This window comes from Chryseobacterium sp. DZ-32, assembly GCF_059587025.1.
On record NZ_JCAIOM010000025.1, the window covers coordinates 1 to 23,722 of the forward strand.

Consider the following 23,722-nt stretch of genomic DNA (forward strand, 5'->3'; position numbering starts at 1 on the left):
TCAGAATAGGAAAATTCCTACTCTGATTTAAGTATATTTGAAATATTAAACTAGTCAACCTTTTTCAGGACTAGTCAGTATGATTCTGTTTTAATAGTCTGGTTGACAGGGTGTTAATTTTAAATTATCTGTTTATTAAATTATCGATTTGGTTTTATTTTTCCGTTTTTTATAATTATAATATAAATAAAGTTTATTGTATTTGGTTTCGCGTTAATTTTATTTTATGATTTGAATGTAACAATATTTAGTTTTTTTCTACTAACTGTAATGAAATTTTAAATTTATTGCTTGTTTTAGTTGTGAGTATCACGGGTAAGAATGTAAAGGCTGTAAATTTTTAAATTGTTTAATTTTTTAAATTAGTAAAATGAAGAAAACTATCCTTTGTGGGGCTTTGTTACTATCCCTTTCAGTATCTGCACAGCAAAAAAAAGAGTGGTGTGACTTTGATAATGAACAGAGAGTACACCAAAAACAGAATGCGGAAATTGATGAAATGATTCGTAATATCCGTAACAAAGTTATTAGCAGTAATCAAAATACTACTGCTAAAAATGGAAGTGCGTACAAAATTGTAAATGGAGTTTATGAAATTCCTGTAGTTGTACACGTAATAGCACCTACGGGTGCGGCTATTGGTACTGCTTACAATAAGAGTGATGCACAAATTCAGGCCTGGCTGGATCATTGTAATGAAATGTATGCAGGAACTTATCAATGGGCTCAGGGAGTTCCGGCAGATTTTGGTACTGCTGCTACGATGCCGATTAAATTGGTATTGGCTAAAAGAGACCCTAACTGTAATGCTACTACAGGTATTATCAGATATAATGGAGGAGCACTTGCAGGATATGATACTTATGGAGTAAAGCGTAGTGGAGCAAATGGGGTTACTACGGATCAGGTAAAGACTATTGCGCCACACTGGCCGGAAGCGTCTTACTTTAATATCTATATCATGAATAAAGTAGATGGAGGTGGAACATATGGTATCATGGGATGGGCAGGGCTGCCTCAAAATGCCGATGCTAACTACGAATCCTTTATGAAATCTTTTGTAGTTACTTTACAGGATGATATTACTCTGGCTCACGAGTTTGGACATAGTATGGGATTACTTCATACATTTGGTAATGCTAACGCTCAGCCGCCACAAGGAACTACTTCTACGACCTACTGTCCACCAATGACTAATAATGACTGTAACAAAGACGATGATCAGGTTTGTGATACAGAAAGATCAAGAAGTTTGCTAAACGATCCTGCACCAACCAACAATGATATGAATTATTGTACAGGAACAAACTATCAGGGCGTACAGTATAATATGATGAACTATACCAATCCGATAGCATTTAAATTTACAAATGGACAGCATGACAGAGCAGCTCTTTACTTTTTCTTGATGAAAGGAGGGTTGAGTACTTCATTAGGTGCAACGGCTCCTTCTGCAGGAGCTGCAATTGGAACTCCTATTGCTGCTGCATGTAACCCAACAGGTATCACTACACCAAGTAACTATTTTGTAGGCCCTACTTTAGTAAAACTGGGAAATATTAATAATGCATCAACAGGATATTGGCAGGCTGCTGCTAATTTTTATGAAGATTATACAGGTGCAAACTGCTTAAGAGCAACATCAACTGAGCTTTCTGCAACGGGAACTCATAATCTTCAGGTGAATGTTTCAGATTCAAATAATGATGTAAGAATATGGATCGATTACAATAATAATGGTACTTTTGAAGCTTCTGAACTTGTAGGTTCAGCTGATAACATTATTGCGGATCCGGTTACCTTAATAGGTACGTACAGTACAACGATTACAGCCCCAGCCTCAGTAGTATTGAACACTCCACTAAGAATGAGAGTTCTTGTTGATGATGAGAACCCTAATATGACTCCTTGTGGGCAATTAATGTATGGGCAGGTTGAAGATTATACTGTAAAATTTGTTACCAATCTGGGAACAAGCGAAGTGAAAGCAGATAATGGTGATTTAACAGTTTATCCTAACCCGGTAGCAACCGGAGATAAAATCTTCATTAAAGCTAAAAATGGTAAAAATCTGAAGGTTTCTATTTCTGATATGTCAGGAAGATTGTTGGCAAGTCCAGCTGTGACTGAAGAAGGAAACGGTGTTTATAAAGTGGACCAGCAATTAGAAAAAGGAGTTTATATGATTCAGATTTCTAATGGAAAAGACAGTAAGTCTTCTAAATTAATCATTAAATAAACTGATCTTCATTCAGGTATATATAAATGTCTCCATTGTAATGGGGACATTTTTTATTCCATCTTCCTGTACTTAAACCTTGGCTTAATAACTTTATTAAGAAATTGCCCCTTAGATCTAGCTTTTCTAAAATTTTCAACAATATCAGGAGGTACCTTAAGATAATCATAAACTGCTCCCGACTGATATATAATTTTTAATATTTCAGTATCCGGAAAATAGATGAAATGATTGACAACACTTGAAGGCATACTTCATTTCATGCAAAAAACATTCCTTGCCATAAAATAAAAAGCTTCCGAAATTTCCGAAAGCTTCAGTAATTGATTTCTTGAAACAGAATATCATTCTATTTTTTCATGAATTTAAATTGATGTATCTGAAAATTCCGGGTATTTATTTTTAATATATATCCTCCGGGAACAAGTTGTGAAACATCAATCTTGGAATCAAACATTTCTGATTTTACCAGACGTCCGTCAATATTGTAAATCTGGATGGTTAGCCCATCGTCAATACCGGAAATAGTAATAAAATCAACCACAGGATTAGGGAAGATCTGAATTTTATTTTTTGAAAGGTCTGAAGTTCCTAATGTAGTGGTCTGTACATCACCTGTCATGGTGGAGTTTACTGCAGTAAGATTTCCTCCACATTGCCCGTTAGTCATTGCTGTATTTTCAACCCAGGTTCCGATACTGTTACCGGGAGGTATCGGAACAGAATTATTACCTGTTGAGTTATAATAAATCAGATAAGGAGTTGTAAAAGTTCCGTTTCCTTCATCACCAAGAAATTCCCATCTTGTAAGAGCATTGTTCCATTGGATTTTAAATTCACAGGTACCTAATCCACTACAATCCTGTCCGCCATCAATAGGACTGGTCATGTAGATGTTCTTACTAAAGGCATCTACTCCTGTTTTGTTAAATACATACGTATTAGGTGGGCTATCAAACAGATTGGGACATCCACTGAATGTTATTGTCTGTGTAAAAGCTGAGCTTCCTATAACAAGACATAATAAGTAAAGAATTTTCATAACGATTAGTTTTGAGATGGATAGACTCCTGCTAATGCAATGATACATTTCAGCGTAATAAACGGAGGTCTGTTTTCATGAGGCTGGCTTCCTCCTGTGCTTCCTACCATTGTGTTTTTCATGGTCGTATTTGCCGTTGCATCGGAATATTCTTTGTCAAGTGTTTTGGTGTCTGCCGGAAGATTATTGGTTGGAGAATTTTGATTTCCTTCCGTTGTTACAGCATTCACGGTATGATTATGAGCCGGCATTTGTGTTACCAATAATGTTACACTCTCAGTTCCTCCGGTTTCTCCCATGGTGTACATTGTAGGGCCGCCCGGTGCCTGTCCGTTATGAACAAGTACTCTTCCCCGCATATCAGGTAAAGCAAATGTGGTAACTCCGTTTCCTCCATAAGTGGTTCCTAACAGTGAAAAAAGTGCTTGATTTTGCGCGATGGGCAGAAGCTGCCCATTACATTCTGCCCAGTATTTTGGAGCAAAATTATAAGGTACAAAGGCTATTTGCCCTAAAAATGGTTCTGATGCCTGTGCTTTTAGAGCGGGAACAAATGCACTGCATATCAGCAGTGTACATGCAAAAATTAAGTTTTTCATGATAGCAAGAATTTTAAGTAGTATAAAATTAGAAAATATTTTACATAAAATGCTTGATTAAAAGAAAAACCTTTCGTTATATAACAAAAGGTTAGATTTTATTTATTGAAAATTGATTTATTATAGATTTTTTCTCTAATATTTAACAGCTAATAATGTATTAAATGATCATTTTAATGTTTAAGATTATCTTTAAAATCATCGATTCTGAAATCAGTCAATGCATTTCCTTTTTCAATTTTTTCTTTAGAATACAGCCTGAAATCGTTTTCTGTTTTTTCTAAAAGATAATCATAGGGTCCTATATGAGAAATCAGTTTTACCAGAACCGGAGAAATCTCAAGGCAGATAAACAATCCCATGATAAAAGTGGCTGCAAGCCCAATGATGGCAGAATTCTTACCAAGTTCGTCCAAAGCCTGAAGCCTTGCTGCAAAACCATTGAATTTATCTTCAAATGTTTCTGTAGATTTTCTTTCCGTTTCCAGATTTGTGTATACCTTCGATATTTCTTTGTCTAAATATTCCAGCCTTGGAGCCGCTTGTTTCTGATAATTTTCCAGATCAAGTCTGCGTTGCTCCTTCAGTTGCTGTTTACGTTTTGCATTGGGACCATAGCCTTCTTTTCCACTGGTAAGTCCGGATTGCTTACCCAGAATTTCTTTCTCAAGCTCTACCGAAGCCGAATCATATGCCTGCTGATACTGAGCGATTTTTCCTGAAATCTGCTGCTTTTCTGTTTCAAAAGGACCGCTCTGCTGAAGAATTCGCCCGTTCATTTCACCCTGCAGTTGTTTTTTATTTCTTTGAATAATGGTATTCAGCTGTTTGTTGACTTCTTTTTCAAAAATTTTAAGTTCTAAAGGTTTGGAAATAATAATTCCCAGGAACGTAGCAAGGATGAGACGCGGAATAGCCATCAGAATCTGATTCCACCATGTTCCTGTTTTTTTGATGGAAGAAACAATATAACGGTCAAGATTGAAGATCATCAGACCCCACAGGATTCCAAATCCTACAGCCGCCCAGATATTGTCGAATACTGTATACATTGCATAGCCTGCAGACAAAGTAGCGAATACTGCAGTGAAAAGTACGATACCCCCGATACCGGAAAACTTGTTCCATTCACTCGGAGTTTTTCTTAAAATATGGATGTTCCCGCCTGAACATACCATCAGAAACTTTTGGAACCAGTTTATTGTATGAGTCCCTTGATTTATAGTTTGTTGGTTTGTTTTCATAACTGAAAATTTATACAAAGGTAGTACTAAAAATCATACCAATGTAAAAGATAGTATTATGTTTTACCAAGTAATTGTGTTTGTTTGGGTAAAATGCTGTTTTTTAGAATGTTAAATTTTGTTTTTGAAAAATTGAAAAAAGAATGTGGAACCTATTTCAATCTGTCCGGATTTTGTTTAAGAAAGCTCTCCCATCCGGAATACGATTTCGTATCTGCTATTGTCCCGGAATTAAAATGATGACATACAGCTACGGCAAGACCATCGGAAGCATCTAAATATTTTGTAGGAAACTCCTTTAATTTAAGAAGGTTCTGAAGCATTCCTGCTACCTGTTCCTTGCTGGCATTTCCGTTTCCGGTGATCGCCATTTTGATTTTTTTTGGAGAATATTCGGTTATAGGAATATTTCTGTAAAGACTGGCTGCCATAGCAACGCCCTGAGCACGGCCAAGTTTTAGCATACTCTGAACGTTTTTCCCATAGAAAGGAGCTTCAAGAGCTACTTCATCAGGATGAAACTCATCAATAAGAGAAAGGGTTCTTTCAAAAATATACTTCAGCTTGGTTTCGTGATTGGGATATTTTTTCAGGATAAGTTCATGAATAGAAACCATCTCCATTTTTCCTTTTTTTACGGAGATGATACCAAATCCCATTACCGTTGTCCCCGGGTCAATTCCTAAAATTATTTTCTCTGAAATCATTGCTTCAAAGATAGGACTTTCTATGTTTTTTTAGTGGAAAAAGTATTGGTAATGATTTTCGTTTATGTTTAAAATTTTAATATCTTTAAATAAAAATGATCATGAAAAATGTATTTAATGTATTAATTGTTCCTGTCTTTCTCTTGTTTAGCCTTAAAGAGAGAAATAATTTAGTTCAGAATAAGCATTCAGAAGCTTTTACAGCAAAGAGCGAACGGATCATTTATTTGTTTTTCAAAGCAGATAAAGATCAGTCGGGAAATGCAAAAATTACTCTCCAGAGTACTAAAATTGCAGATGGCAGATTGAAACAGATGCCTTCATTTGAAAGAAACAACATCCGTAAGGGTGATCTTGTGATTACATTAACAGGAGCTGACGGAAAAGAAATGGGTAAACAGCTGGTGAAAGATCCTTTCAATCCTGAACTGGAAGTATATGAAAAAGAGGGAATATCCAGACATAAAGCTTCCCTTCAAAATACCGAATTCAGTGCCAGGTTTTCTTACTCTGAAAATGTACAGTCGGTAAAGATTGAAAAAGCAACTGAGGATGGTGCACAAGTAATATTCACACAAAAACTATAATCATGAAAAAAACTTTATTATCCCTTTTAATAGGAAGCAGTTGTTTTGCCCAGACTTTTGAGACCGTTCCGCTATTACAAAACGGGGACAACAGTAAGCGGATTGTTATTGCAGTGTTGGGAGACGGGTTTACCGCTGCACAGCAAACTGCTTTTACAACATCGGCTCAGAATACGATCAACTATCTTTTTACGAAAAGTCCTTATACAGAATATAAGAATTACTTTAATGCCTATGCGGTAAAAGTAATTTCCACAGAATCAGGAGTAAAGCATCCCGGAACCGCAGCAGATGTTGCAGAGCCTGTAATTCCTGTAACTAATCCCAATAACTATCTTGGGTCTACTTTCGATGTAGGAGTTCACAGGTGTATATACAGCAATACTACCAATAAAGTAGGACAGGTTCTGGCTGCCAATATCCCGGACTATGATATTACTTATGTGCTGGGTAATTCTACAGAATACGGAGGTTGTGGTGGTACCTATGCTTTTGCTTCACTCAACGGTTCTTCCAATGAAATTGTAGTGCATGAACTGGGACATTCCTTTGGAAAATTGGCCGATGAATATTGGTTTTCCGGTTCGCTGGAATCTCCCAATAAAACACAAAATTCTAATCCGGCAACGATAAAATGGAAAAACTGGGTAGGATTAAATGGGGTAGGAGTATATGCCCATGCTGAAAGCCCAAGCTGGTTCAGACCCCATCAGAGCTGTGAAATGAGATATCTTAACCAGCAGTTCTGCTCTGTGTGTAAAGAGGCAATTATTGAAAGGATTCATACTCTGGTTTCCCCTGTGGATTCCTATACTCCGGCCAATAATACAGCCGTTGATGCTACATCCAATGTTACCTTCACTGTGAATGAAATTCTTCCCATTCCGAACACGCTGGTCAATTCATGGAGCTTAAACGGAACGGCTCTGGGAGCAACGGGAAATAGCATAACGATTACTCCCGGACAACTTAACAACGGAAATAATACTTTGATATTATCGGTAGTGGATAACAATCCGCTTTTAAAAGTAGACAATCACAGCACACTCCATGTTACCAATGTTTCATGGACACTGAGCAAATCAACTCTTAAACTCTCAGAAGTCAAAGCGGAAGAGCGTCGTTTCAGTATTTACCCTAATCCTACAGATGGCGAATTTTTTATTAAGGGCAAACAGGGCTTTTCAAAAGATGTAAAAGTAGAAGTGTATGACGCTTCAGGAAAACTTATTCCATCCAGATTTGAACTGAATGATTCTGCAATACGGGTTGATATTAAAAACTATCCGGCAGGTACGTATCTGTTGAATGTAAAAGAAAATAAAAATCTGATCATTTCTCAGAAAATCATTAAAGAATAATTACACGAAACCGGCTCTGGGAGCCGGTTTTATTTTTCCAGTTTTTTCTCTGTTATGGGTACCCACCGTCCGTCATGGCGAAGAAGTATTATTTTATCTACTAAGAATTTAGTTTTGTATTCCATGTTTTCATATTTTTCCCAGGCTTTAAGATAATTTTCCCAGGTCAGATCTCTGTATCCTACAGTCATATGCGGATTAAACGAATACTTTGCGAAATTAAAACGCTCTTTTACCCTATGATAAAGTTCTATTAATTGACTACTTTCTTTGGGCTGAATATAGAGGACAGGATTTTTAGGATTGGGAAAGCTTCCAAAACCATCCAGTTCTACTTCAAAAGGTATAATTTCAGTATTGATCTTCTGAAAAGCAATATGAATATCCTCCTCCAGCTCAATTTCTCTTGAAAAGGGAGGGAAGAGTGTAATATGTGCTTCATTTTTCAAAGCCTTGGAATTGGCATAATTGGTTGCCAGATCTTTTTTAAAGACTTTTATTTCCTCAATAATCTCCTGCGGAGGATAAACTGCAATGAAATACATTTTTTTCATACGGCAATTTTTTTTTTACTTCCGGGAATTAATGTTTTATCCTGAGCTGTGTAAGCGTATTCTCAAGATGATCAGTGATCCTTTTTACTTCAATATGAGGTCTGAAGATCGCGCCTTTTCCTCTTTCTTCATCTGCAATATTAGACAGAATAATCACAGACGTTTTGGTGTCCGGATAATAAATATTTAAAGAAGGAGAACCTTTTACATAACCACTGTGGAAATAGGAATTGGGTTGGCCGATGTTAAGCATAATTCCGTAAGCATAACCCATTTTCCCAAAGATAGCATGGCGTCTTTCCGCACTTTTGGCCATGAAGAGTTTCAAGGTTTCGGGTTTTAGAATTTTCCCGCTGTACAGAGCATTATTCCATAAATGAAGATCTTCAATGGTAGACAGTATTCCTCCGGCAGGTGTTCCGATTTCCGACCCGCCTAATCTTTTCGGCATATTGGGAACCTCAGAGAATTTAGCAGGAGTACCAACATAAGCACTGGCAAAGTTATTTCCTTTGAAAATGTCTCCTGTTGAAGAATGGGACATTCCTGCTTTTTTAAAAAGTTCCAATGCATTTTCATGATAGGATTTTCCGGAGACTTTTTCCACAATTTTTCCAAGTGCATTAAAACCATCGTTGGAGTAATAGAAATCTGATCCGCTTTTAAACATCAGCTTTCCACCCATCAGGTTCAATCCTGAAGTGTGGTTTAACAGTTGGTGAATCGTAATGTTTTCATATTCTTTGATCTGAAATTCCTTCAGGTATTTTGAAGCCTTATCTGTCACATTCAGTTTTCCATGCTCCATCTGAAGTAAGATTAAAACAGCGGTAAATTGTTTGCTCACAGATCCTATCGCAAAAATGGTATTGCTGTCAATTTTAGTTTTCTTCTTAAAATCAGAATATCCGTTTTCTCTTCTGTAAAGAGGAATGGTGTCTTTAAAAACAGCAATGCTTCCATTGAAATGATACTTTTTAAAAGCAGAATCAATCTGTTGTTCCAAAAGTGTTTTCTGAAAAGCTGAGATGGTAGAGTCTATAATTGCTTTTTTATCAACCGGGGTAATTTTTGGACCCTCAGTTGTTGTACAGGAAAATAAAAAACAGAAAAAAGACAGGAATAATAAATTTTTGATCACAGGTGTTGTATTTTTAAATGATGATTATACTCTTAAAGATACTAAAATATCCTGAAGAGCATTAAGAGAAGCAAATTGCGTGCTAGGATAGGCTGCTGGAACAACTTTATATAGATTTAATCAGCTTTTGTGGAATATTTCAATGTTATGAATAAGGGTGTTGCTGAGGAAATAATACATTGAAAGAACCTGTGAAAGAAAGCTCGCAGGTTTATCTTAATATCAGGTCACTGAACCAGAAAACATATTCTCCGTCTTCTTCTTCAGGACTTGTTTTAGGCTTAGGATAAGTCTTTTTGACGGTTTCCCCGATTTTGAATTCAACAGGATTTTTGAAAATAGGTCCATCAAAAGTAAAGGTATGGAACTCTCCGTTTTCTCCGCACGGATCTACATTTTCAGGAAGGTCATCAATGAATTGCTGATCAATAATCCTTCCGGCGAAGCTTTTATCAAGATAAGATCCGTTCACACATGTTACAATCGTTTTAAAACCAAGGTCCAGAAATTCACGGATGAGGTCAGTTGTATTTTGTTTCCATAGAGGAAATAAGGCTTTCATACCGATAACATTTAATTGGTCTTCCCTGTATTTTCGCAGGTCTTCCAGAAAAATATCTCCGAAAATGGAATGGGTAATGCCCTGAGCCTGAATTTCAGTCATTGTCTTACTCATGATCTGTTGGTATTCTTCCATGGATGGTTCTTTTGGAAATTCCATTTTGATCAAAGGAATCCCAAGGCTTTCTGCCTGTTTTTCTAAAAGCGATACATGAACTCCATGCATAGAAATCCTTTGAAACTCCTGATTGATGCTGGTAAGCAGTGTAGAAATCTCATATTGATCCTCCTTTAGTATTTTATAAAGAGCAAGGGAAGAGTCTTTTCCGCTGCTCCAGTTGAATAATGCTTTTGGTTTCATTGTAAAAATAAATCTGTCAAAAATAAGGATTTAAGAAGGGTTTTGAAATTAAATCAGATGACGAAATAGTGTTCTTGGTTTTTATTACAATTAAAATAAAAACCTCAAAGAAATCCTTTGAGGTTTGATTTATAAAAATGTTTGCTGTATAGCCTTACATATTTCTTCTGTATTTACCACCCACTTCAAATAAAGCATTGGTAATTTGTCCTAAAGAACAGTATTTCACAGCATCCATCATTACTTCAAATAAGTTCTGCTGGTTGATGGCTGCATGTTGAAGTTTTCTTAAAGCTTCCTCAGACTTATTTTCATTGGCCTGCTGGAAGTTGTGAAGAGACTCAATCTGTGCCTGTTTCTCCTCTTCCGTAGAACGGATAACTTCTCCCGGTAGAACGGTTGGTGAACCATCTTTTCCTAAGAAGGTATTCACTCCGATAATAGGATATTCACCGGTATGCTTCAGCCATTCGTAATGCATAGATTCTTCCTGGATTTTTGAACGCTGATACATCGTTTCCATCGCTCCGAGAACACCACCTCTTTCTGTGATTCTGTCAAATTCAGTATATACAGCTTCCTCTACGAGATCCGTTAATTCTTCAATGATGAATGACCCCTGAAGCGGATTCTCATTTTTAGCCAATCCTAATTCTTTATTGATGATTAACTGGATTGCCATCGCTCTTCTTACAGACTGCTCGGTAGGAGTAGTGATCGCTTCATCATAAGCATTGGTATGAAGTGAATTACAGTTATCGTAGATCGCATACAGTGCCTGAAGCGTGGTTCTGATATCATTGAAATCAATTTCCTGAGCGTGCAGAGAACGTCCCGAAGTCTGGATGTGGTATTTCAGCATCTGGCTTCTTTCGTCTGCTCCGTATTTTAATTTCATCGCTTTTGCCCAGATTCTTCTTGCTACACGTCCGATTACTGAGTATTCAGGATCGATACCGTTGGAGAAGAAGAAAGATAAGTTCGGTGCAAAATCATTGATATCCATTCCACGGCTTAAATAATATTCAACATAAGTGAACCCGTTAGCCAGTGTAAATGCTAATTGGGAAACCGGATTGGCTCCAGCTTCAGCAATATGGTATCCCGAAATAGAAACAGAGTAGAAGTTTCTTACTTTTTCTCTGATGAAATATTCCTGAACATCACCCATTAATCTTAAGGCAAATTCTGTAGAGAAAATACAGGTGTTCTGTGCCTGGTCTTCTTTTAAGATGTCCGCCTGAACAGTACCACGAACCGTAGCAATTGTTTTAGCTTTAATTTCTGCGTATATATCAGCAGGAATCACTTCATCACCGGTTAATCCTAAAAGCTGTAATCCCAAACCATTGTTGGATGGAGGAAGTTCACCGTTATATTTAGGTCTTTCTAACCCTTTATCGTCAAATTTTTCCTTAAGCTTAGCTTCTACTTTAGACTCTAAACCGTTTTCTTTGATATATTTTTCAACATTCTGATCGATGGCAGCATTCATAAAGAAGGCCAACAGCATCGGTGCAGGACCGTTGATCGTCATTGAAACCGAAGTTAGTGCGTTGACAAGATCAAATCCGGAATATAATTTCTTAGCATCATCCAGTGTTGCAATAGAAACTCCCGCATTCCCGATTTTACCATAAATATCCGGTGGTAAAGCAGGATCCTGACCATATAAGGTTACAGAGTCAAATGCAGTAGATAAACGTTTTGCAGGCATTTCTGCAGAAACATAATGGAATCTTCTGTTGGTTCTTTCAGGGCCTCCTTCTCCTGCAAACATCCTTGTAGGATCTTCACCGGTTCTCTTGAACGGATAAATACCTGCCGTGTAAGGGAAGCTTCCCGGAAGGTTTTCCTGGCCTTTCCATCTGATCAGATCACCCCAGTCATTGTATTTTGGTAATGCAATTTTAGGAATTCTCAGGTGAGATAAAGACTCAGTAGAAGTTTCAACTTTAATTTCTTTTCCTCTTACGAAATAAGAATAAAACTCTGCATGGAATGCTTTTTTTGTATCATCCCAGGTCTTCAGGAAATCGATATTTTCTTGTTGCAGCTCTTTTTCCGCCTTTTGGTATTCAGCATCCAGAATATCATTGGAAATGATATTTTTTACGCCTTCAATATGATACATTTTTCTGGCCAGTTCAGCCTGTTTCTCAATATTGATGTCGTATTGTTTATTGTTTTCAACAATTTCAGAAAGGTAACGGACTCTTTTTGGAGGAATAATCGTTACTTCTTCTGTCACTTCCTGTTCTACAAAAGTTTTTAGATTCAATCCGGAGAATTTATCGTTTACTTTTGAAATTAATCTGTTGTATAATTCTGTTGTTCCATGATCATTAAACTGAGACGCCTTGGTAGCATACACCGGCATATCATCTAATGGGCTTTCCCATAGCAAATGGTTTCTCTGGAACTGTTTTCTTACGGCCTGAAGAGCATCCAGTGCTCCACGTTTGTCAGATTTATTCAATGCTACCAGATCCGCATAGTCTAACATGTCGATTTTTTCCAGCTGAGTAGAAGCTCCGTATTCAGGAGTCATTACATACATGGAAACATCTGCAAAATCAGAAACTTCTGAACCAGACTGCCCGATTCCCGAAGTTTCAAGGATGATGACATCCGGATGAGCCAGTTTTAATACATTCAGTGCAGAATGAATAAATGGAGAAACAGAAACGTTGTTTTCTCTGGTTGCCATAGAACGCATATAAACTCTTGGATCATTGATTGCATTCATACGGATTCTGTCTCCCAATAAAGCACCTCCGGTTTTCTTTTTCGAAGGGTCAATGGAAATAATAGCGATTTTTTTGTCTGTATTGGAACGTAAGAAACGTCTTACCAGTTCATCCGTTAATGAAGATTTACCTGCTCCTCCGGTACCTGTAATACCAATGATTGGAATAGTCAGATCTTTAGACTTTTCGTCAATAGCTTTTACAAGTTCAGGTTTTTCTTCTGAAAAGTTTTCTACGGCTGAGATGATTTGTGCAATACTTGATGGATTTTCAAAGCTAATATTGTCAAGATCTTTTGCGGTAACATCTTTTCCTGTTGCAAAATCTGATCGTTGTACCAGGTCATCAATCATTCCCTGAAGCCCAAGCTCACGGCCGTCATCCGGAGAATAAATCCTGTCGATACCATAAGACATAAGGTCTTTGATTTCTTCCGGAAGGATTACACCGCCTCCGCCGCCAAAAATTTTGATCTGCGGTGAGTTTTTTTCTCTCAAAAGGTCATAGATATATTTGAAATATTCATTGTGACCTCCCTGATATGAAGTTAATGCAATAGCATTGGCATCTTCCTGGATGGCTGTATTTACAACTTCCTCTGCTGATTTATCGTGTCCCAGGTGGATCACTTCGCATCCTGTTCCCTGAATCACACGACGCATAATATTGATCGCAGCATCGTGCCCATCAAATAATGAGGCAGCAGTTACGATTCTTACCTTGTTGGTTGGAGTATATTTTTGGGTTTCCATAAAAATTCTAGACAGTTTCTAAGTTCTCAAATATAGCAATAAAATAAAAACCTCGTATTGTAGAGTAAAATTCTGATTTTTAAACGTTTATGATAATTGTTTTTTGAGCTCGAAAAACTTTGTTAGAGGCTAGCTCTGTATTTTACAGATTATTACACTATTCTGTAAAAATATAAATGTCAGCAGATAATAACCCGCTGACATTTTTTCTTTTGTGTCATGAAGTTTGGTCTTTATTTCATAAAAAATGATCTGTATTATTATTTTTCTGAAAAAAGTGTTTTTCTTTTGCTGTCCAGTCCCCAGTTTAATCCTAAAAATGTAATAAGATTATTCTTGTCACCATAATTTTTTCCAAAGGCAGCATTGATATACACACTGTCAGACACTTTATAGTTGATGACTCCATTGGAACGGTAGGTATCATCCAAATCGCTGCTTCTGTAGATGAACTCATAGCCAATAGAGAATCTGTTGTATACAAGCTCTATTTTGCCACCGAAATCATAATTATCAGTCCTGCTGAATCCGCTGGCTGCATCATAAACCGTTTTATCCTGCATGTATCTCGCAACAGCATAGAAATTTAATCTTTTTTCAATCTTTGAAGCATCTGTGGTAGAGGCTTCTTTGATAATTACTTTTGATTTTTCATTATTTTGATCTTCTTTTTTCTGTGGAGTTTTTGTTCTTTCCAGATTGATCCCGGAGCTCATGGTTATCCAGAATCCCAATTTCCCGAATTGATTATTCTTAAACTGATTATCTAAAAAGAAAGTACTATAGGCCGAAGCTACATCCAGTTGAAAAGCAGGTTTTTCGTCAAGGTATTTTTTATAATTTTCAGTTTCCGCTTTGTAATACTCTGTGGCAAATTCTTCTAGCGCTTGTGCAATTTTTTTCTCTTTTTCACTTTGGGTGATATTGGAAGCATATATATCTTTATATTTCTGTGATTGATAAAACTCACTCTGAATATCAGTTAATGCCTTTGAAATATTTTTATTTGAGTCTGTAATAGCCTCTATGTTTTTTTTATTTCTTATTTTAAATACTGTGGTTCGTAATGAAAAAGATACCGAAGGATTTTCAGTGTCAAGATCTTCAATTTTATAATTTCTCAGAAAGGCAAATGAGACAGAAACGTTTTTGGCTTCACTGAAAATGTTATTTTTATACTCATAACTATTATCTGTTTTTTTAATGCTTTTAATGCCGGCATACTTTAAAGCATCCATTTCCGTCAGAGGAAATAAATGAGTAGGAGTAAGTTCTACTGCATAAGCATTGGGAAGACCGTCGTTCTCGCTGAATGAATTGACAATACTGGACATAAAAGCCTTTTTTGATTTCGGGGTCTCCAGATCAGAACTTGCCAAGCCGAGAAGCATTACACTTGGTGCATTGGAAAGCTCGAGTTTGTTTAACTCTGCACTGATTTCTTTGCTTTGAGCAAACAATAATGTCATATTAGACATCAGCACTGCTAGTAGTACTATCTTTTTCATAGCTCAACTTTTATGTATTTATAAACACCATAGATAAACTTACCGGATAAATCATCAGTTGTTTTACCTTCAAAAGGATTGAAATGAAAATTCCTGGAAGGAATCTGAGGAAATTCAAACTTTATCCTGCATGTATTGATTAAAATCTGCAGATGATTTACCTGCATATTAATATTGAAAGAAGTCGCGAAAAGTAAATGATCTGATGCTAAATCTGCTTTTGGAATGGTAAAAGAAAATTTATCATCATTTAAATTGTTATCATCTATTCTCTTTCCATTAATGATAAAATGAGGGTCGCCAAATTGTGTGTTGGCACTGATTATTACATTCACTTCAACATTATTTTCTTTAAAGTGAGTGATTTTTACTGTTTTTTGAGGGATTTTTTTCATGTCTGTTGACTTTTGGTTTGTGAATTCAGCTCTTAATTTTATTTCAAATGTATAATTTGTAATATTGGTATTCAATTACCTTTTTGGGTGATATTGTATTGCTTTAAAATATAAAAGCAGTCTTTTATTCAATAATTAAATAGCTGCGATGATTCTGTGCCACAATTAAATTTTCTATTTTTGCAGCATATTTTTACACACATGCAAAAAGCGTTGATATATTTCGCATTGGGAACTATAGTAAGCTTCCTGATTAATTATTTCCTTTTAAGTTCAGAAAACATCGGTTTGGAGTTATATTATGCCGTTGCTTTTGGTGCTGCCTGGGGTATTGCTTATTATTTGGATACTCCGGATTTTACATTGGCTAAAAAGCTGGGGCTATCTTTTGTAGTGATGGCTATACTGGTTGGGGCTGGTACTTTAATTTTTAAACTTGAACTGGCTATTCCATCTATACTGAAGTTTTCCATGGTATTTGTGGCCTATTATGTCATCGCAAGTTTCAGGGCAACAAAGTCACTGAGAAAATAAATAAAAAAGAGGCTGTCCGATACGACAGTCTCTTTTTTTTATTAATGAATCATCATGAAACTGATCAGGGCAAGACCCAGCAGTAAAAACATGAAGGCAATAAAGTTAATGGTGAATAATATCATCCCGACAATAATGCTTACCAGACCATGAGCACGATATACGCGCCGGTGAGCAATAAAGAAATAGGCCATCGTGTACAATGACAGGAGTGATATTGCTAAATACAAAATGGTATTAACCGGCCAGAGGTCTGTGAGACCTGCTAATTTGGAGAGTAAGAAAATGAGTAAGATGGTGAGCAGTAAAAATGAGAAGTAATGCAGCGTGAAAATTCCGTGATCAAAATACCACCATTTTTTCTTACTATGGAAGACCCATAAAAAGAATGCGAAAAGAGGAAGATAGATAAAAAGTGCTTTGGGAAGATTATGAAAGGACTTTTCTACCATACCGGCCATAATCTCCTTTTTCTTCACTCCTTTTTCTTTTAGTTCAAAGAATTTGTGAACAATTGGGGCTTCAATAAAACTAAGAGATGACGGATTTTTGGCTTTAGCCGAATCATAAGCCTTTCTGGTTTTGTATTCACCGAAACTAACATCCGGATCTATCTTTTTATCCATGTCAATGATATCTTCTATTTCAGAAGAGTCGGGAACTGCTTTCAGGCCTTCAATGGCAAGAGAGTCTTCCCCATTCAGGTGTTTTTTTGCTTTTATGCTGTCTATCAGCTTTTGTTTTTCAACAGGCTTCATGACTTTCAGTAGATTCGTCTTGCCATTTTCTCCGGTATTTCTCTCTTTCGAAGAACCAATATTAACCATAGGAAAAAGGGCAAACACAAAAAATGTAATAAAACTGACAAAAATATAAAGCTTTACAGGAGGTACAAACTTCTGTCTTTTCCCTTCAAGATAAGTGTTGGTCAGTTTACCAGGTTTAAATAACAGGTTTTTTACAGTTCCCCAGAACTGGCCGTCATAATGCGTAAAATCTTCAATGAAATGGGTAAAAAGAAAATAAAAGGGCTGCCGTCTTTCAGTATTTTCCTGTCCGCAGTGAGGGCAGTACCTTTCTTCAACCTGATGCCCGCAGTTCAGGCAGGTTTTGTCTTCTCTTAGTTTTCCGTGACTCATGGATATAGAATATGATTAACGCAAATATAAATATTTCAATGAAATTATAATGATATCTGGGTATTTTACGGAAATCTTTAAAGTAAAGTTAATAAAAGAAAGAGTTGAGGGAATAAACTCTTTGCTGTTTCATTGTGTTTTTAGAATCTTCGAAGTGTTTCTTTTCATCGGCACATGAGTTCACAAGATCTGTGCCAAATTATAAATAATGTTAAAATCTAATGATAGAGGGGGATGACGTACAGATTATATAGATTAAATAAAATATGTTTTTGGGTTACAAAAATAATTTGTACCTTTGCACACCCTTTTAGGGGTAAATTATGTTTAATCTTTAACTAAAACGTGTGAATACATTAAGTTACAAAACTGTTTCAGCGAACAAAGCTACTGCTAATAAAGAATGGGTTGTGGTAGACGCTGAAGGACAGCCGTTAGGTAGATTAGCTTCTACGGTTGCAAAGATTTTGAGAGGTAAGCACAAAACGAACTACACACCTCACGTAGATTGTGGTGATAACGTAATCGTTTTGAATGCTGGGAAAATTACACTTTCCGGAAACAAGTGGGCTGATAAGACTTATATCTGGCATACAGGATATCCTGGTGGACAGAAGTCTATGACTGCGGCTGAACTTCAGAAGAAAGATTCTTTAAAGGTATTAGAGAAATCTGTAAAAGGTATGTTACCTAAAAACAGATTAGGAGCTGCTATCCTTAAGAACCTTTATTTATATGAAGGAACTGAGCACAAACATGAAGCTCAACAGCCAAAAACAATTAATGTTAACGAATTTAAATAATTAATTATGTCTATAGTTCACAAAATCGGAAGAAGAAAAACTTCTGTAGCTAGAGTTTATGTAAAACCAGGTTCTGGTGTTATTACAGTAAACGGTAAAGATGCTAAAGAATATTTCTCTACAGACGTGATGGTTTACAAATTAAACCAACCGTTTATCCTTTCTGAGACTGTTGGTCAGTATGACGTTACCGTAAACGTATTCGGTGGTGGTAATACAGGTCAGGCAGAAGCTATCAGATTAGGTATTTCTAGAGCTTTATGCGAAATCAACGCTGAGTTCAGATTAGCATTGAAGCCAGCTGGTTTACTTACAAGAGACGCAAGAATGGTGGAAAGAAAGAAGCCAGGTCAGAAAAAAGCAAGAAAGAGATTCCAATTCTCAAAACGTTAAGATTTCTCGTTGGCAGATGGCTTATGGCTATTGGCTACAGGAATGTATTAAATTTTTTTTAAACTTAATCTCGGCGAAAAGCCCATTGCCAAAAGCAAAAAGCAGACCGCCAATTGCCCGTTACGTTTAGCATCCAAACGCTTCTCCCATCTAAAGAAGTTGTTGATTGTTTAAAAGACGGAAAGTAAACTAACAAAAACAGAAAACATGGCAAAAGCAAATGTAAAAGACCTTTTAGAGGCTGGCGTACACTTCGGTCACATGACCAGAAAGTGGAATCCAAATATGGCTCCATACATTTTTATGGAGAAAAACGGTATTCACATTGTAGACTTACATAAAACAGCAGTTAAATTGGATGAAGCTTGCAACGCTTTAGAAAAATTAACTTCTGCAGGTAAAAAAGTTCTTTTCGTAGCTACTAAGAAGCAAGCGAAAGAAGTAGTTGCAAAACACGCTTCTGAACTTAATATGCCTTATATTACAGAAAGATGGCCAGGTGGTATGTTAACGAACTTCGTTACTATCAGAAAGGCTGTAAAGAAGATGAATGCTATCGACAAAATGAAAAAAGACGGTACATTCGAAACTTTATCTAAAAAAGAAAGATTACAAGTTGACAGACAAAGAGCTAACCTTGAGAAGAACTTAGGTTCTATCGCTGACATGGTGAGACTTCCATCTGCTGTATTTGTAGTTGATATCTTGAGAGAACACATCGCGGTAACTGAAGCTAAGAAACTAGGTATTCCAGTTTTCGGTATCGTTGATACAAACTCTGACCCTAGAAAAGTTGACTTCGTTATCCCAGGAAACGATGATGCTTCTAAGTCTATTGATATGATCCTTAGCGTAGTTTCTGAATCTATCAAAGAAGGTCAGTCTCAAAGAAAAGCTGATAAAGAAAAATCTAAAGAAGAAGGAGAAAAAGTGTCTGCTGATACAGATGCTGATTTCGATGCAGAATAATTGAAGATTTTCTTTAATATAGGAAAAACGCTGGATTTCAATCCAGCGTTTTTTTATTTATATCAGAAATCATTTCTTTGGATTTTTATTTTTGATTTTATGTTTTTCTATGCTTAAGTCTATTGGTCTCTGCAGGCCTTAATAAAGGGTCAGAATATTCATTAAAAATAAAAACCTGCAGAATTCTGCAGGTTATATCTTAATTTGAAAGTTTTATAGAATAAGAAGTTGTGATAAACTTTGTAGACTGGTATACCGAGTTGCAAAGAATACCCGATAATCTGTAATTTTGATTTTTCGGAACCATGGTATATCCAATTTTCCCTGCCCCAATGGGGATTTTCTTGAAGAAATTACCCCCGCTTACCGTAAGCACCATATTGCATGGAGATTTGTTTTCTACAGAAATAGAAGTCCTGGGATTCTTCGGATCATCATTATTCAGAAGGTCGTTCAGAACTTCAGCTGTTTCCGGCTTGTAGGTCTTTATAAGTTCATTATATTCTCTTTCTGTATTGGCTCTGTTGCCTGTTGAATTACCGGCAGGATAGGAGGTTCTTCCCGGATAACCACCGTAATTTACATTACAACCGGCAAAGATTATTGAAACTCCGGCAAAAACTAATAGTTTTTTCATACTATTTTATTTTTTGATTTTTCTTTTGTTTGATGGCTTGTTTTTCTGAACCTCATCCTTTTTGACTGCACTGGCTTGCGTTTCGGACATTTTTGGGCTGCCCACCGTTACAAATATACTTTTTTTAATATCTTTCTGGGAGAAATATTTTATATCACAGATGTTACTACTAAGCGTGTATGAACCTTTATTGATCACAATAAAATTTTCTCCGTGGGCCGGAACAGCGAGGTTATAGAAGTCTTTTCCCTCAACTCTCAATACAATATTACAATCAGAATTATTTTTAAATAAGAGTATAGCCTCCTTGCGTGTAATATCTTCATTGAACATTGCATTCAGAAGCTTCACTGTTTTCTCTTTATGTTCAGCAGAAGTCTCTGCGATAAGTTTTTTAAACTCTTCAGCATCATCTGAATTAGGGTTTCTCATAATGCTTTTAGGGATATCGGAGATAACAGGCCTTGCTTCCATAGGTTTGGCAGTACGGGCTCCCTTTGTCCATTCAGAGTTTTTTAAAGCAATAAGCTTAGGCTTCAGCACAGTTCTTTTAGGATCATCAGGGTGTGCATTCTTTAGGTATTCTTCAATTTCTTTAATATTCGTGCTTTTTAGAATATCTTTACTGCTTTTCTGAGCCTGTGTAAAGCCGGGAATAAGAAAAGTGAAGAATAAAATCGTTAAAAAATTTTTTTTCATCAGGTTTTTATTTCATCAGCTTATCCGGAATTTGATGTAAGTTATAGTTTTCCCTTTCGCTGAGAATAACTCTTCATAATACGTTTTGATATCTCTCAAATGCTCCGTATTTGGGTCGTATTCCGGGGCGCCATAGATATCATGATGAGCAGAAATGATCTCATAACCTGCTCCCTGTAAATATCCTAGCGTATACCCATGCAGGAATTCTGAATCGGTTTTCAGGTGGATAATACCTCCTGGCTTCAGGAACTTTTTATATCGGTTTAAAAAATCCGGATGTGTTAATCTGTGTTTTGTTCTTTTGTATTTAATCTGCGGATCAGGGAATGTAATCCAGATTTCATCTACTTCATTTTCTGCAAAGAAATAATCTACAAGTTCGATCTGAGTTCTCAGAAAAGCTACATTAGTCATGTTGTTTTCTACAGCTTCTTTAGCGCCAAACCAAAATCTTGCACCTTTAATATCAACCCCGATAAAGTTTTTTTCAGGAAATGTTTTTGCGAGTCCTACAGAATATTCTCCTTTTCCGCAACCCAGCTCCAGTACAATAGGATTGTCATTTTTAAAGAAATTTTCTCTCCATTTTCCTTTAAGTTCGAAACCATTCAAAGCATCTTCTCTTGTTGGTTGAATGACATTCGGTAATATTTTGTTTTCTGCAAATCTTGCTAATTTATTCTTGCCCATTGAGTTATAAAATGAGTGCAAAAATAGTGAAAATTTATGGAGTCTGTATGTCTTTTGGTCGTAAAAGACACAGAGATCATTCGTTCCTGGTTTGTGTTAATGGCCTCCTAAAGCGACCATAATTGGCCTTTCAATTGTTTTTTGTGACGCATATTGAGCCCCGCAGACAAGGCTGGTGAAAAGATATTGCCCTTTATCTATCACAATGGAACCTTCACCCTGAGCAGGAACTGCCAGCCTGTATTTGGTAGTTCCTACACCTTCCATTCTTACAATGATATTACAGTCTGATTTATTTTGAATCAAAACGATGCATTCTTTAGTATTGGGATCATTATCAAATAAGGAATTCAGGATCTTTACAGTTCTGTTTTTATGTTCTACAGGAGACACTGCCATCAGCATGTTGAATTCTTCTGCTTCAGTATTAGGAACGGCAGTATTGGCAGCAGTATTTACAACATATGTATTTTGAGCAGTGCTGGGTGTATACACTGTAGTAGATTGTTTTGCCGCAAGCTCAGCTTTATATTTTGCAATCTGCTTTTGTTTGATGATGGCATTCATTTCATCAAAAGTAATTTTGGTAGAAGGTCTTCTCCGTAGCATAGCAAGCATTTCCTGCATATCTTTTACTTTTTGATCAGCAGGATGTGCATTTTTGATATACTCTTTCATCATTTCCATGACCCTTGGTTTAAGAACTGACCTTCGGGGATCATCAGGATGGGCATCCCGTAAAAAAGCATTGATCTCGTAAATATTCTTACTTTTCAAAATATCACTGTAGTCTTTCCCTTTTTTTTGAGAAGACATAGTAACGAAAAACATACAACAAAGAAGTAAAAGTACTTTTTTCATTAAATCATATTAAGTTAGAAATTTGGTGTTTCTCTTTTAATTTGCTTTCACGGATCGGTTAGTTTTTATTTTGATAACGAAATACCAGTGTTTTTATTTTAAACACTTGTTTGTGAGATAAATTTAAACATATTTTTGAATATTAAAGAATAATATGTTCTAAAAGTTGAATAATCCATAGCGTAGCTGCTCTAATGAAGTATCATTGCTGTTTTTCAGCCATTCAATAAAAAATACCCCATGTTAACGTACATGAGGTATAAAATATTTCAAATGATTCTTTTGAATATTAATTGCTGCCTACAACTTCCTGAAGATGTGAGCTTCTTAACCTTTTCTGATAAATAGGAAGATATTTTTCAATAGGGACTTTTATTGCTTCAAAGTTACCCGCCAAAACATAAGCCTGGATATTTTCTGAGGAATACACAAACTGAAGAAAGTTATCAATTAAGTTTTCCGGTATTTTAAATTTTGTGAAATAATCTTTACCCAGATAATTTTTAATCTGTGCTATAGAACTGTTCATTCTTTCATAAGCCTGGTAACGCTGTTTTTTCTTTCTTTCTCCGGAAAGAATATCATAGATGCTTTCCAGACTGAAGGTAAGCCCACCATCACGGAGTCCGGCAACAGGAAGTTCCGGAGGTGTTCCGTCACCTTTTGGTTCAGGAAGACCAATTACTTTTTTTAGAGCGTATGCTTTGTCTTCTTTTCTTAAGGAGTTTACATCATACCGAAGATTTCCGGTAGGTTTAAACCTGCTGAGAACGATTTCCTGAATTTCGTAATACGCAATTTTGAGCTCAACCAGATTTTTCTGCTCCATAGATTGAGGAGTCAGTTTGATGTCTTTTCTTTCGGTCACAATAGAGGTAAACCGGATCACGTCCCCGATATTGGCAGGAATATTAAAATTACCATTGTAGTCCGTGAGAACGGTTTTTTGTGTATTCAGGTTGGTGACATACACCTGATTGAGATATAAAATAGAGTTGTCTCTCAGAAATACCTCCCCGGAATATATTTGTGCATTAATTTTTGCCAGAAAAACCAATAGCAGTAGAGTAAACAGTTTCTTCATATAATGCACAAAATTACATAGAAATAAAGCAATTTTGTGTAATTAGATAAAGAATAGTGGTTAAAGTTATATTAAACTTTGGGATTTAATTGTTAAGGAGTGTTAGAAA

At 36.2% G+C, this 23,722-nt stretch carries 24 protein-coding genes; 7 read left to right on the forward strand and 17 right to left on the reverse strand.

The features are described from left to right. The first annotated feature begins 370 nt into the window (after nucleotides 1-370). On the forward strand, nucleotides 371-2,239 hold the full coding sequence (locus tag AC59HC_RS20960; protein WP_202841600.1) for a GEVED domain-containing protein: 1,869 nt from the start codon (nucleotides 371-373) through the stop codon (nucleotides 2,237-2,239). 53 nt (nucleotides 2,240-2,292) lie between these two features. Here the strand turns inward: AC59HC_RS20960 and AC59HC_RS20965 are convergent, their stop codons facing one another. From AC59HC_RS20965 to ruvC, 5 genes are all read right to left on the reverse strand, one after another. Beyond that, a complete protein-coding gene (locus AC59HC_RS20965) occupies nucleotides 2,293-2,490 on the reverse strand; it encodes a KTSC domain-containing protein (RefSeq protein WP_110011496.1) in 198 nt (65 codons plus the stop codon). Nucleotides 2,491-2,588: 98 nt separating this feature from the next. Next, entirely contained in the window at nucleotides 2,589-3,281 is a 693-nt protein-coding gene (locus tag AC59HC_RS20970; RefSeq protein ID WP_110011495.1) for a T9SS type A sorting domain-containing protein, read from the reverse strand. A 5-nt stretch (nucleotides 3,282-3,286) separates the two neighbouring features. Beyond that, on the reverse strand, nucleotides 3,287-3,880 hold the full coding sequence (locus AC59HC_RS20975; protein ID WP_496559296.1) for a phage tail protein: 594 nt from the start codon (nucleotides 3,878-3,880) through the stop codon (nucleotides 3,287-3,289). Between the two features lie 173 nt (nucleotides 3,881-4,053). After that, complete coding sequence (locus AC59HC_RS20980; RefSeq protein ID WP_202841599.1) at nucleotides 4,054-5,124, reverse strand: DUF4407 domain-containing protein; 1,071 nt, start codon at nucleotides 5,122-5,124, stop codon at nucleotides 4,054-4,056. Nucleotides 5,125-5,276: 152 nt separating this feature from the next. Then, nucleotides 5,277-5,831, reverse strand: a complete 555-nt coding sequence (ruvC, locus tag AC59HC_RS20985) for a crossover junction endodeoxyribonuclease RuvC (RefSeq protein WP_034692903.1) — start codon at nucleotides 5,829-5,831, stop codon at nucleotides 5,277-5,279. A gap of 101 nt (nucleotides 5,832-5,932) precedes the next feature. On the opposite strand from ruvC, the gene AC59HC_RS20990 reads away from it, so the two are divergent. Next, nucleotides 5,933-6,418, forward strand: coding sequence for a hypothetical protein (locus AC59HC_RS20990; protein ID WP_137905656.1), 486 nt, complete (start codon nucleotides 5,933-5,935; stop codon nucleotides 6,416-6,418). Between the two features lie 2 nt (nucleotides 6,419-6,420). Next, nucleotides 6,421-7,779 carry a T9SS type A sorting domain-containing protein gene (locus tag AC59HC_RS20995; protein ID WP_110011491.1) on the forward strand — a complete coding sequence of 453 codons (1,359 nt, stop codon included), beginning with the start codon at nucleotides 6,421-6,423 and terminating at the stop codon, nucleotides 7,777-7,779. A 29-nt stretch (nucleotides 7,780-7,808) separates the two neighbouring features. Here the strand turns inward: AC59HC_RS20995 and AC59HC_RS21000 are convergent, their stop codons facing one another. From AC59HC_RS21000 to AC59HC_RS21025, 6 genes are all read right to left on the reverse strand, one after another. Further along, nucleotides 7,809-8,333, reverse strand: coding sequence for a 2'-5' RNA ligase family protein (locus tag AC59HC_RS21000; protein ID WP_496559297.1), 525 nt, complete (start codon nucleotides 8,331-8,333; stop codon nucleotides 7,809-7,811). Nucleotides 8,334-8,361: 28 nt separating this feature from the next. Beyond that, entirely contained in the window at nucleotides 8,362-9,474 is a 1,113-nt protein-coding gene (locus tag AC59HC_RS21005; RefSeq protein WP_496559298.1) for a serine hydrolase domain-containing protein, read from the reverse strand. Nucleotides 9,475-9,685: 211 nt separating this feature from the next. After that, the gene (locus tag AC59HC_RS21010) at nucleotides 9,686-10,396 is read right to left on the reverse strand and encodes a Dph6-related ATP pyrophosphatase (RefSeq protein ID WP_496559299.1); all 711 of its coding nucleotides are present in this window, start codon (nucleotides 10,394-10,396) and stop codon (nucleotides 9,686-9,688) included. A 154-nt stretch (nucleotides 10,397-10,550) separates the two neighbouring features. Beyond that, nucleotides 10,551-13,898, reverse strand: coding sequence for a methylmalonyl-CoA mutase family protein (locus tag AC59HC_RS21015; RefSeq protein WP_202841592.1), 3,348 nt, complete (start codon nucleotides 13,896-13,898; stop codon nucleotides 10,551-10,553). Between the two features lie 260 nt (nucleotides 13,899-14,158). After that, nucleotides 14,159-15,406, reverse strand: a complete 1,248-nt coding sequence (locus AC59HC_RS21020) for a hypothetical protein (protein ID WP_343642430.1) — start codon at nucleotides 15,404-15,406, stop codon at nucleotides 14,159-14,161. Then, the gene (locus AC59HC_RS21025) at nucleotides 15,403-15,801 is read right to left on the reverse strand and encodes a hypothetical protein (protein ID WP_047435683.1); all 399 of its coding nucleotides are present in this window, start codon (nucleotides 15,799-15,801) and stop codon (nucleotides 15,403-15,405) included. The genes AC59HC_RS21020 and AC59HC_RS21025 overlap by 4 nt, the downstream gene beginning before the upstream one ends. 201 nt (nucleotides 15,802-16,002) lie before the next feature. Here AC59HC_RS21025 and AC59HC_RS21030 point away from each other — a divergent pair, with 201 nt between their 5' ends. Further along, nucleotides 16,003-16,335, forward strand: coding sequence for a hypothetical protein (locus AC59HC_RS21030; RefSeq protein ID WP_202841590.1), 333 nt, complete (start codon nucleotides 16,003-16,005; stop codon nucleotides 16,333-16,335). A 41-nt stretch (nucleotides 16,336-16,376) separates the two neighbouring features. Here AC59HC_RS21030 and AC59HC_RS21035 read toward each other — a convergent pair whose 3' ends face one another. Next, nucleotides 16,377-17,474: a DUF3667 domain-containing protein gene (locus tag AC59HC_RS21035; protein ID WP_202841589.1), complete on the reverse strand. Its 1,098-nt coding sequence runs from the start codon at nucleotides 17,472-17,474 to the stop codon at nucleotides 16,377-16,379. Nucleotides 17,475-17,821: 347 nt separating this feature from the next. Here AC59HC_RS21035 and rplM point away from each other — a divergent pair, with 347 nt between their 5' ends. From rplM to rpsB, 3 genes are all read left to right on the forward strand, one after another. Beyond that, a complete protein-coding gene (gene rplM / locus AC59HC_RS21040) occupies nucleotides 17,822-18,277 on the forward strand; it encodes a 50S ribosomal protein L13 (protein WP_002976217.1) in 456 nt (151 codons plus the stop codon). 6 nt (nucleotides 18,278-18,283) lie between these two features. Further along, nucleotides 18,284-18,670: a 30S ribosomal protein S9 gene (gene rpsI, locus AC59HC_RS21045; protein ID WP_002976218.1), complete on the forward strand. Its 387-nt coding sequence runs from the start codon at nucleotides 18,284-18,286 to the stop codon at nucleotides 18,668-18,670. Between the two features lie 207 nt (nucleotides 18,671-18,877). Then, nucleotides 18,878-19,639: a 30S ribosomal protein S2 gene (gene rpsB, locus AC59HC_RS21050; RefSeq protein ID WP_002976219.1), complete on the forward strand. Its 762-nt coding sequence runs from the start codon at nucleotides 18,878-18,880 to the stop codon at nucleotides 19,637-19,639. A 199-nt stretch (nucleotides 19,640-19,838) separates the two neighbouring features. Here the strand turns inward: rpsB and AC59HC_RS21055 are convergent, their stop codons facing one another. The 5 genes from AC59HC_RS21055 to AC59HC_RS21075 all read right to left on the reverse strand — a co-directional run bounded on the left by AC59HC_RS21055 (nucleotide 19,839) and on the right by AC59HC_RS21075 (nucleotide 23,613). After that, nucleotides 19,839-20,276, reverse strand: coding sequence for a DUF6759 domain-containing protein (locus AC59HC_RS21055; protein ID WP_202841588.1), 438 nt, complete (start codon nucleotides 20,274-20,276; stop codon nucleotides 19,839-19,841). Between the two features lie 6 nt (nucleotides 20,277-20,282). Further along, complete coding sequence (locus AC59HC_RS21060; protein WP_496559300.1) at nucleotides 20,283-20,975, reverse strand: DUF6759 domain-containing protein; 693 nt, start codon at nucleotides 20,973-20,975, stop codon at nucleotides 20,283-20,285. Nucleotides 20,976-20,990: 15 nt separating this feature from the next. Then, nucleotides 20,991-21,668, reverse strand: a complete 678-nt coding sequence (gene trmB / locus AC59HC_RS21065; protein ID WP_110011480.1) for a tRNA (guanosine(46)-N7)-methyltransferase TrmB — start codon at nucleotides 21,666-21,668, stop codon at nucleotides 20,991-20,993. A gap of 96 nt (nucleotides 21,669-21,764) precedes the next feature. After that, nucleotides 21,765-22,529 carry a DUF6759 domain-containing protein gene (locus AC59HC_RS21070; RefSeq protein WP_202841584.1) on the reverse strand — a complete coding sequence of 255 codons (765 nt, stop codon included), beginning with the start codon at nucleotides 22,527-22,529 and terminating at the stop codon, nucleotides 21,765-21,767. A gap of 289 nt (nucleotides 22,530-22,818) precedes the next feature. Beyond that, entirely contained in the window at nucleotides 22,819-23,613 is a 795-nt protein-coding gene (locus AC59HC_RS21075) for a hypothetical protein (protein ID WP_110011478.1), read from the reverse strand. Between the last annotated feature and the right edge of the window lie 109 nt (nucleotides 23,614-23,722).

Excerpts from the sequence above, each read along its gene's own strand:
- AC59HC_RS20960 (WP_202841600.1), top strand. The coding sequence starts at position 371 with ATGAAGAAAACTATCCTTTGTGGGGCTTTGTTACTATCCCTTTCAGTA.
- AC59HC_RS20965 (WP_110011496.1), bottom strand. The coding sequence starts at position 2,490 with ATGCCTTCAAGTGTTGTCAATCATTTCATCTATTTTCCGGATACTGAA.
- AC59HC_RS20970 (WP_110011495.1), bottom strand. The coding sequence starts at position 3,281 with ATGAAAATTCTTTACTTATTATGTCTTGTTATAGGAAGCTCAGCTTTT.
- AC59HC_RS20975 (WP_496559296.1), bottom strand. The coding sequence starts at position 3,880 with ATGAAAAACTTAATTTTTGCATGTACACTGCTGATATGCAGTGCATTT.
- AC59HC_RS20980 (WP_202841599.1), bottom strand. The coding sequence starts at position 5,124 with ATGAAAACAAACCAACAAACTATAAATCAAGGGACTCATACAATAAAC.
- ruvC (WP_034692903.1), bottom strand. The coding sequence starts at position 5,831 with ATGATTTCAGAGAAAATAATTTTAGGAATTGACCCGGGGACAACGGTA.
- AC59HC_RS20990 (WP_137905656.1), top strand. The coding sequence starts at position 5,933 with ATGAAAAATGTATTTAATGTATTAATTGTTCCTGTCTTTCTCTTGTTT.
- AC59HC_RS20995 (WP_110011491.1), top strand. The coding sequence starts at position 6,421 with ATGAAAAAAACTTTATTATCCCTTTTAATAGGAAGCAGTTGTTTTGCC.
- AC59HC_RS21000 (WP_496559297.1), bottom strand. The coding sequence starts at position 8,333 with ATGAAAAAAATGTATTTCATTGCAGTTTATCCTCCGCAGGAGATTATT.
- AC59HC_RS21010 (WP_496559299.1), bottom strand. The coding sequence starts at position 10,396 with ATGAAACCAAAAGCATTATTCAACTGGAGCAGCGGAAAAGACTCTTCC.
- AC59HC_RS21015 (WP_202841592.1), bottom strand. The coding sequence starts at position 13,898 with ATGGAAACCCAAAAATATACTCCAACCAACAAGGTAAGAATCGTAACT.
- AC59HC_RS21020 (WP_343642430.1), bottom strand. The coding sequence starts at position 15,406 with ATGAAAAAGATAGTACTACTAGCAGTGCTGATGTCTAATATGACATTA.
- AC59HC_RS21025 (WP_047435683.1), bottom strand. The coding sequence starts at position 15,801 with ATGAAAAAAATCCCTCAAAAAACAGTAAAAATCACTCACTTTAAAGAA.
- AC59HC_RS21030 (WP_202841590.1), top strand. The coding sequence starts at position 16,003 with ATGCAAAAAGCGTTGATATATTTCGCATTGGGAACTATAGTAAGCTTC.
- AC59HC_RS21035 (WP_202841589.1), bottom strand. The coding sequence starts at position 17,474 with ATGAGTCACGGAAAACTAAGAGAAGACAAAACCTGCCTGAACTGCGGG.
- rpsI (WP_002976218.1), top strand. The coding sequence starts at position 18,284 with ATGTCTATAGTTCACAAAATCGGAAGAAGAAAAACTTCTGTAGCTAGA.
- rpsB (WP_002976219.1), top strand. The coding sequence starts at position 18,878 with ATGGCAAAAGCAAATGTAAAAGACCTTTTAGAGGCTGGCGTACACTTC.
- AC59HC_RS21055 (WP_202841588.1), bottom strand. The coding sequence starts at position 20,276 with ATGAAAAAACTATTAGTTTTTGCCGGAGTTTCAATAATCTTTGCCGGT.
- AC59HC_RS21060 (WP_496559300.1), bottom strand. The coding sequence starts at position 20,975 with ATGAAAAAAAATTTTTTAACGATTTTATTCTTCACTTTTCTTATTCCC.
- trmB (WP_110011480.1), bottom strand. The coding sequence starts at position 21,668 with ATGGGCAAGAATAAATTAGCAAGATTTGCAGAAAACAAAATATTACCG.
- AC59HC_RS21070 (WP_202841584.1), bottom strand. The coding sequence starts at position 22,529 with ATGAAAAAAGTACTTTTACTTCTTTGTTGTATGTTTTTCGTTACTATG.
- AC59HC_RS21075 (WP_110011478.1), bottom strand. The coding sequence starts at position 23,613 with ATGAAGAAACTGTTTACTCTACTGCTATTGGTTTTTCTGGCAAAAATT.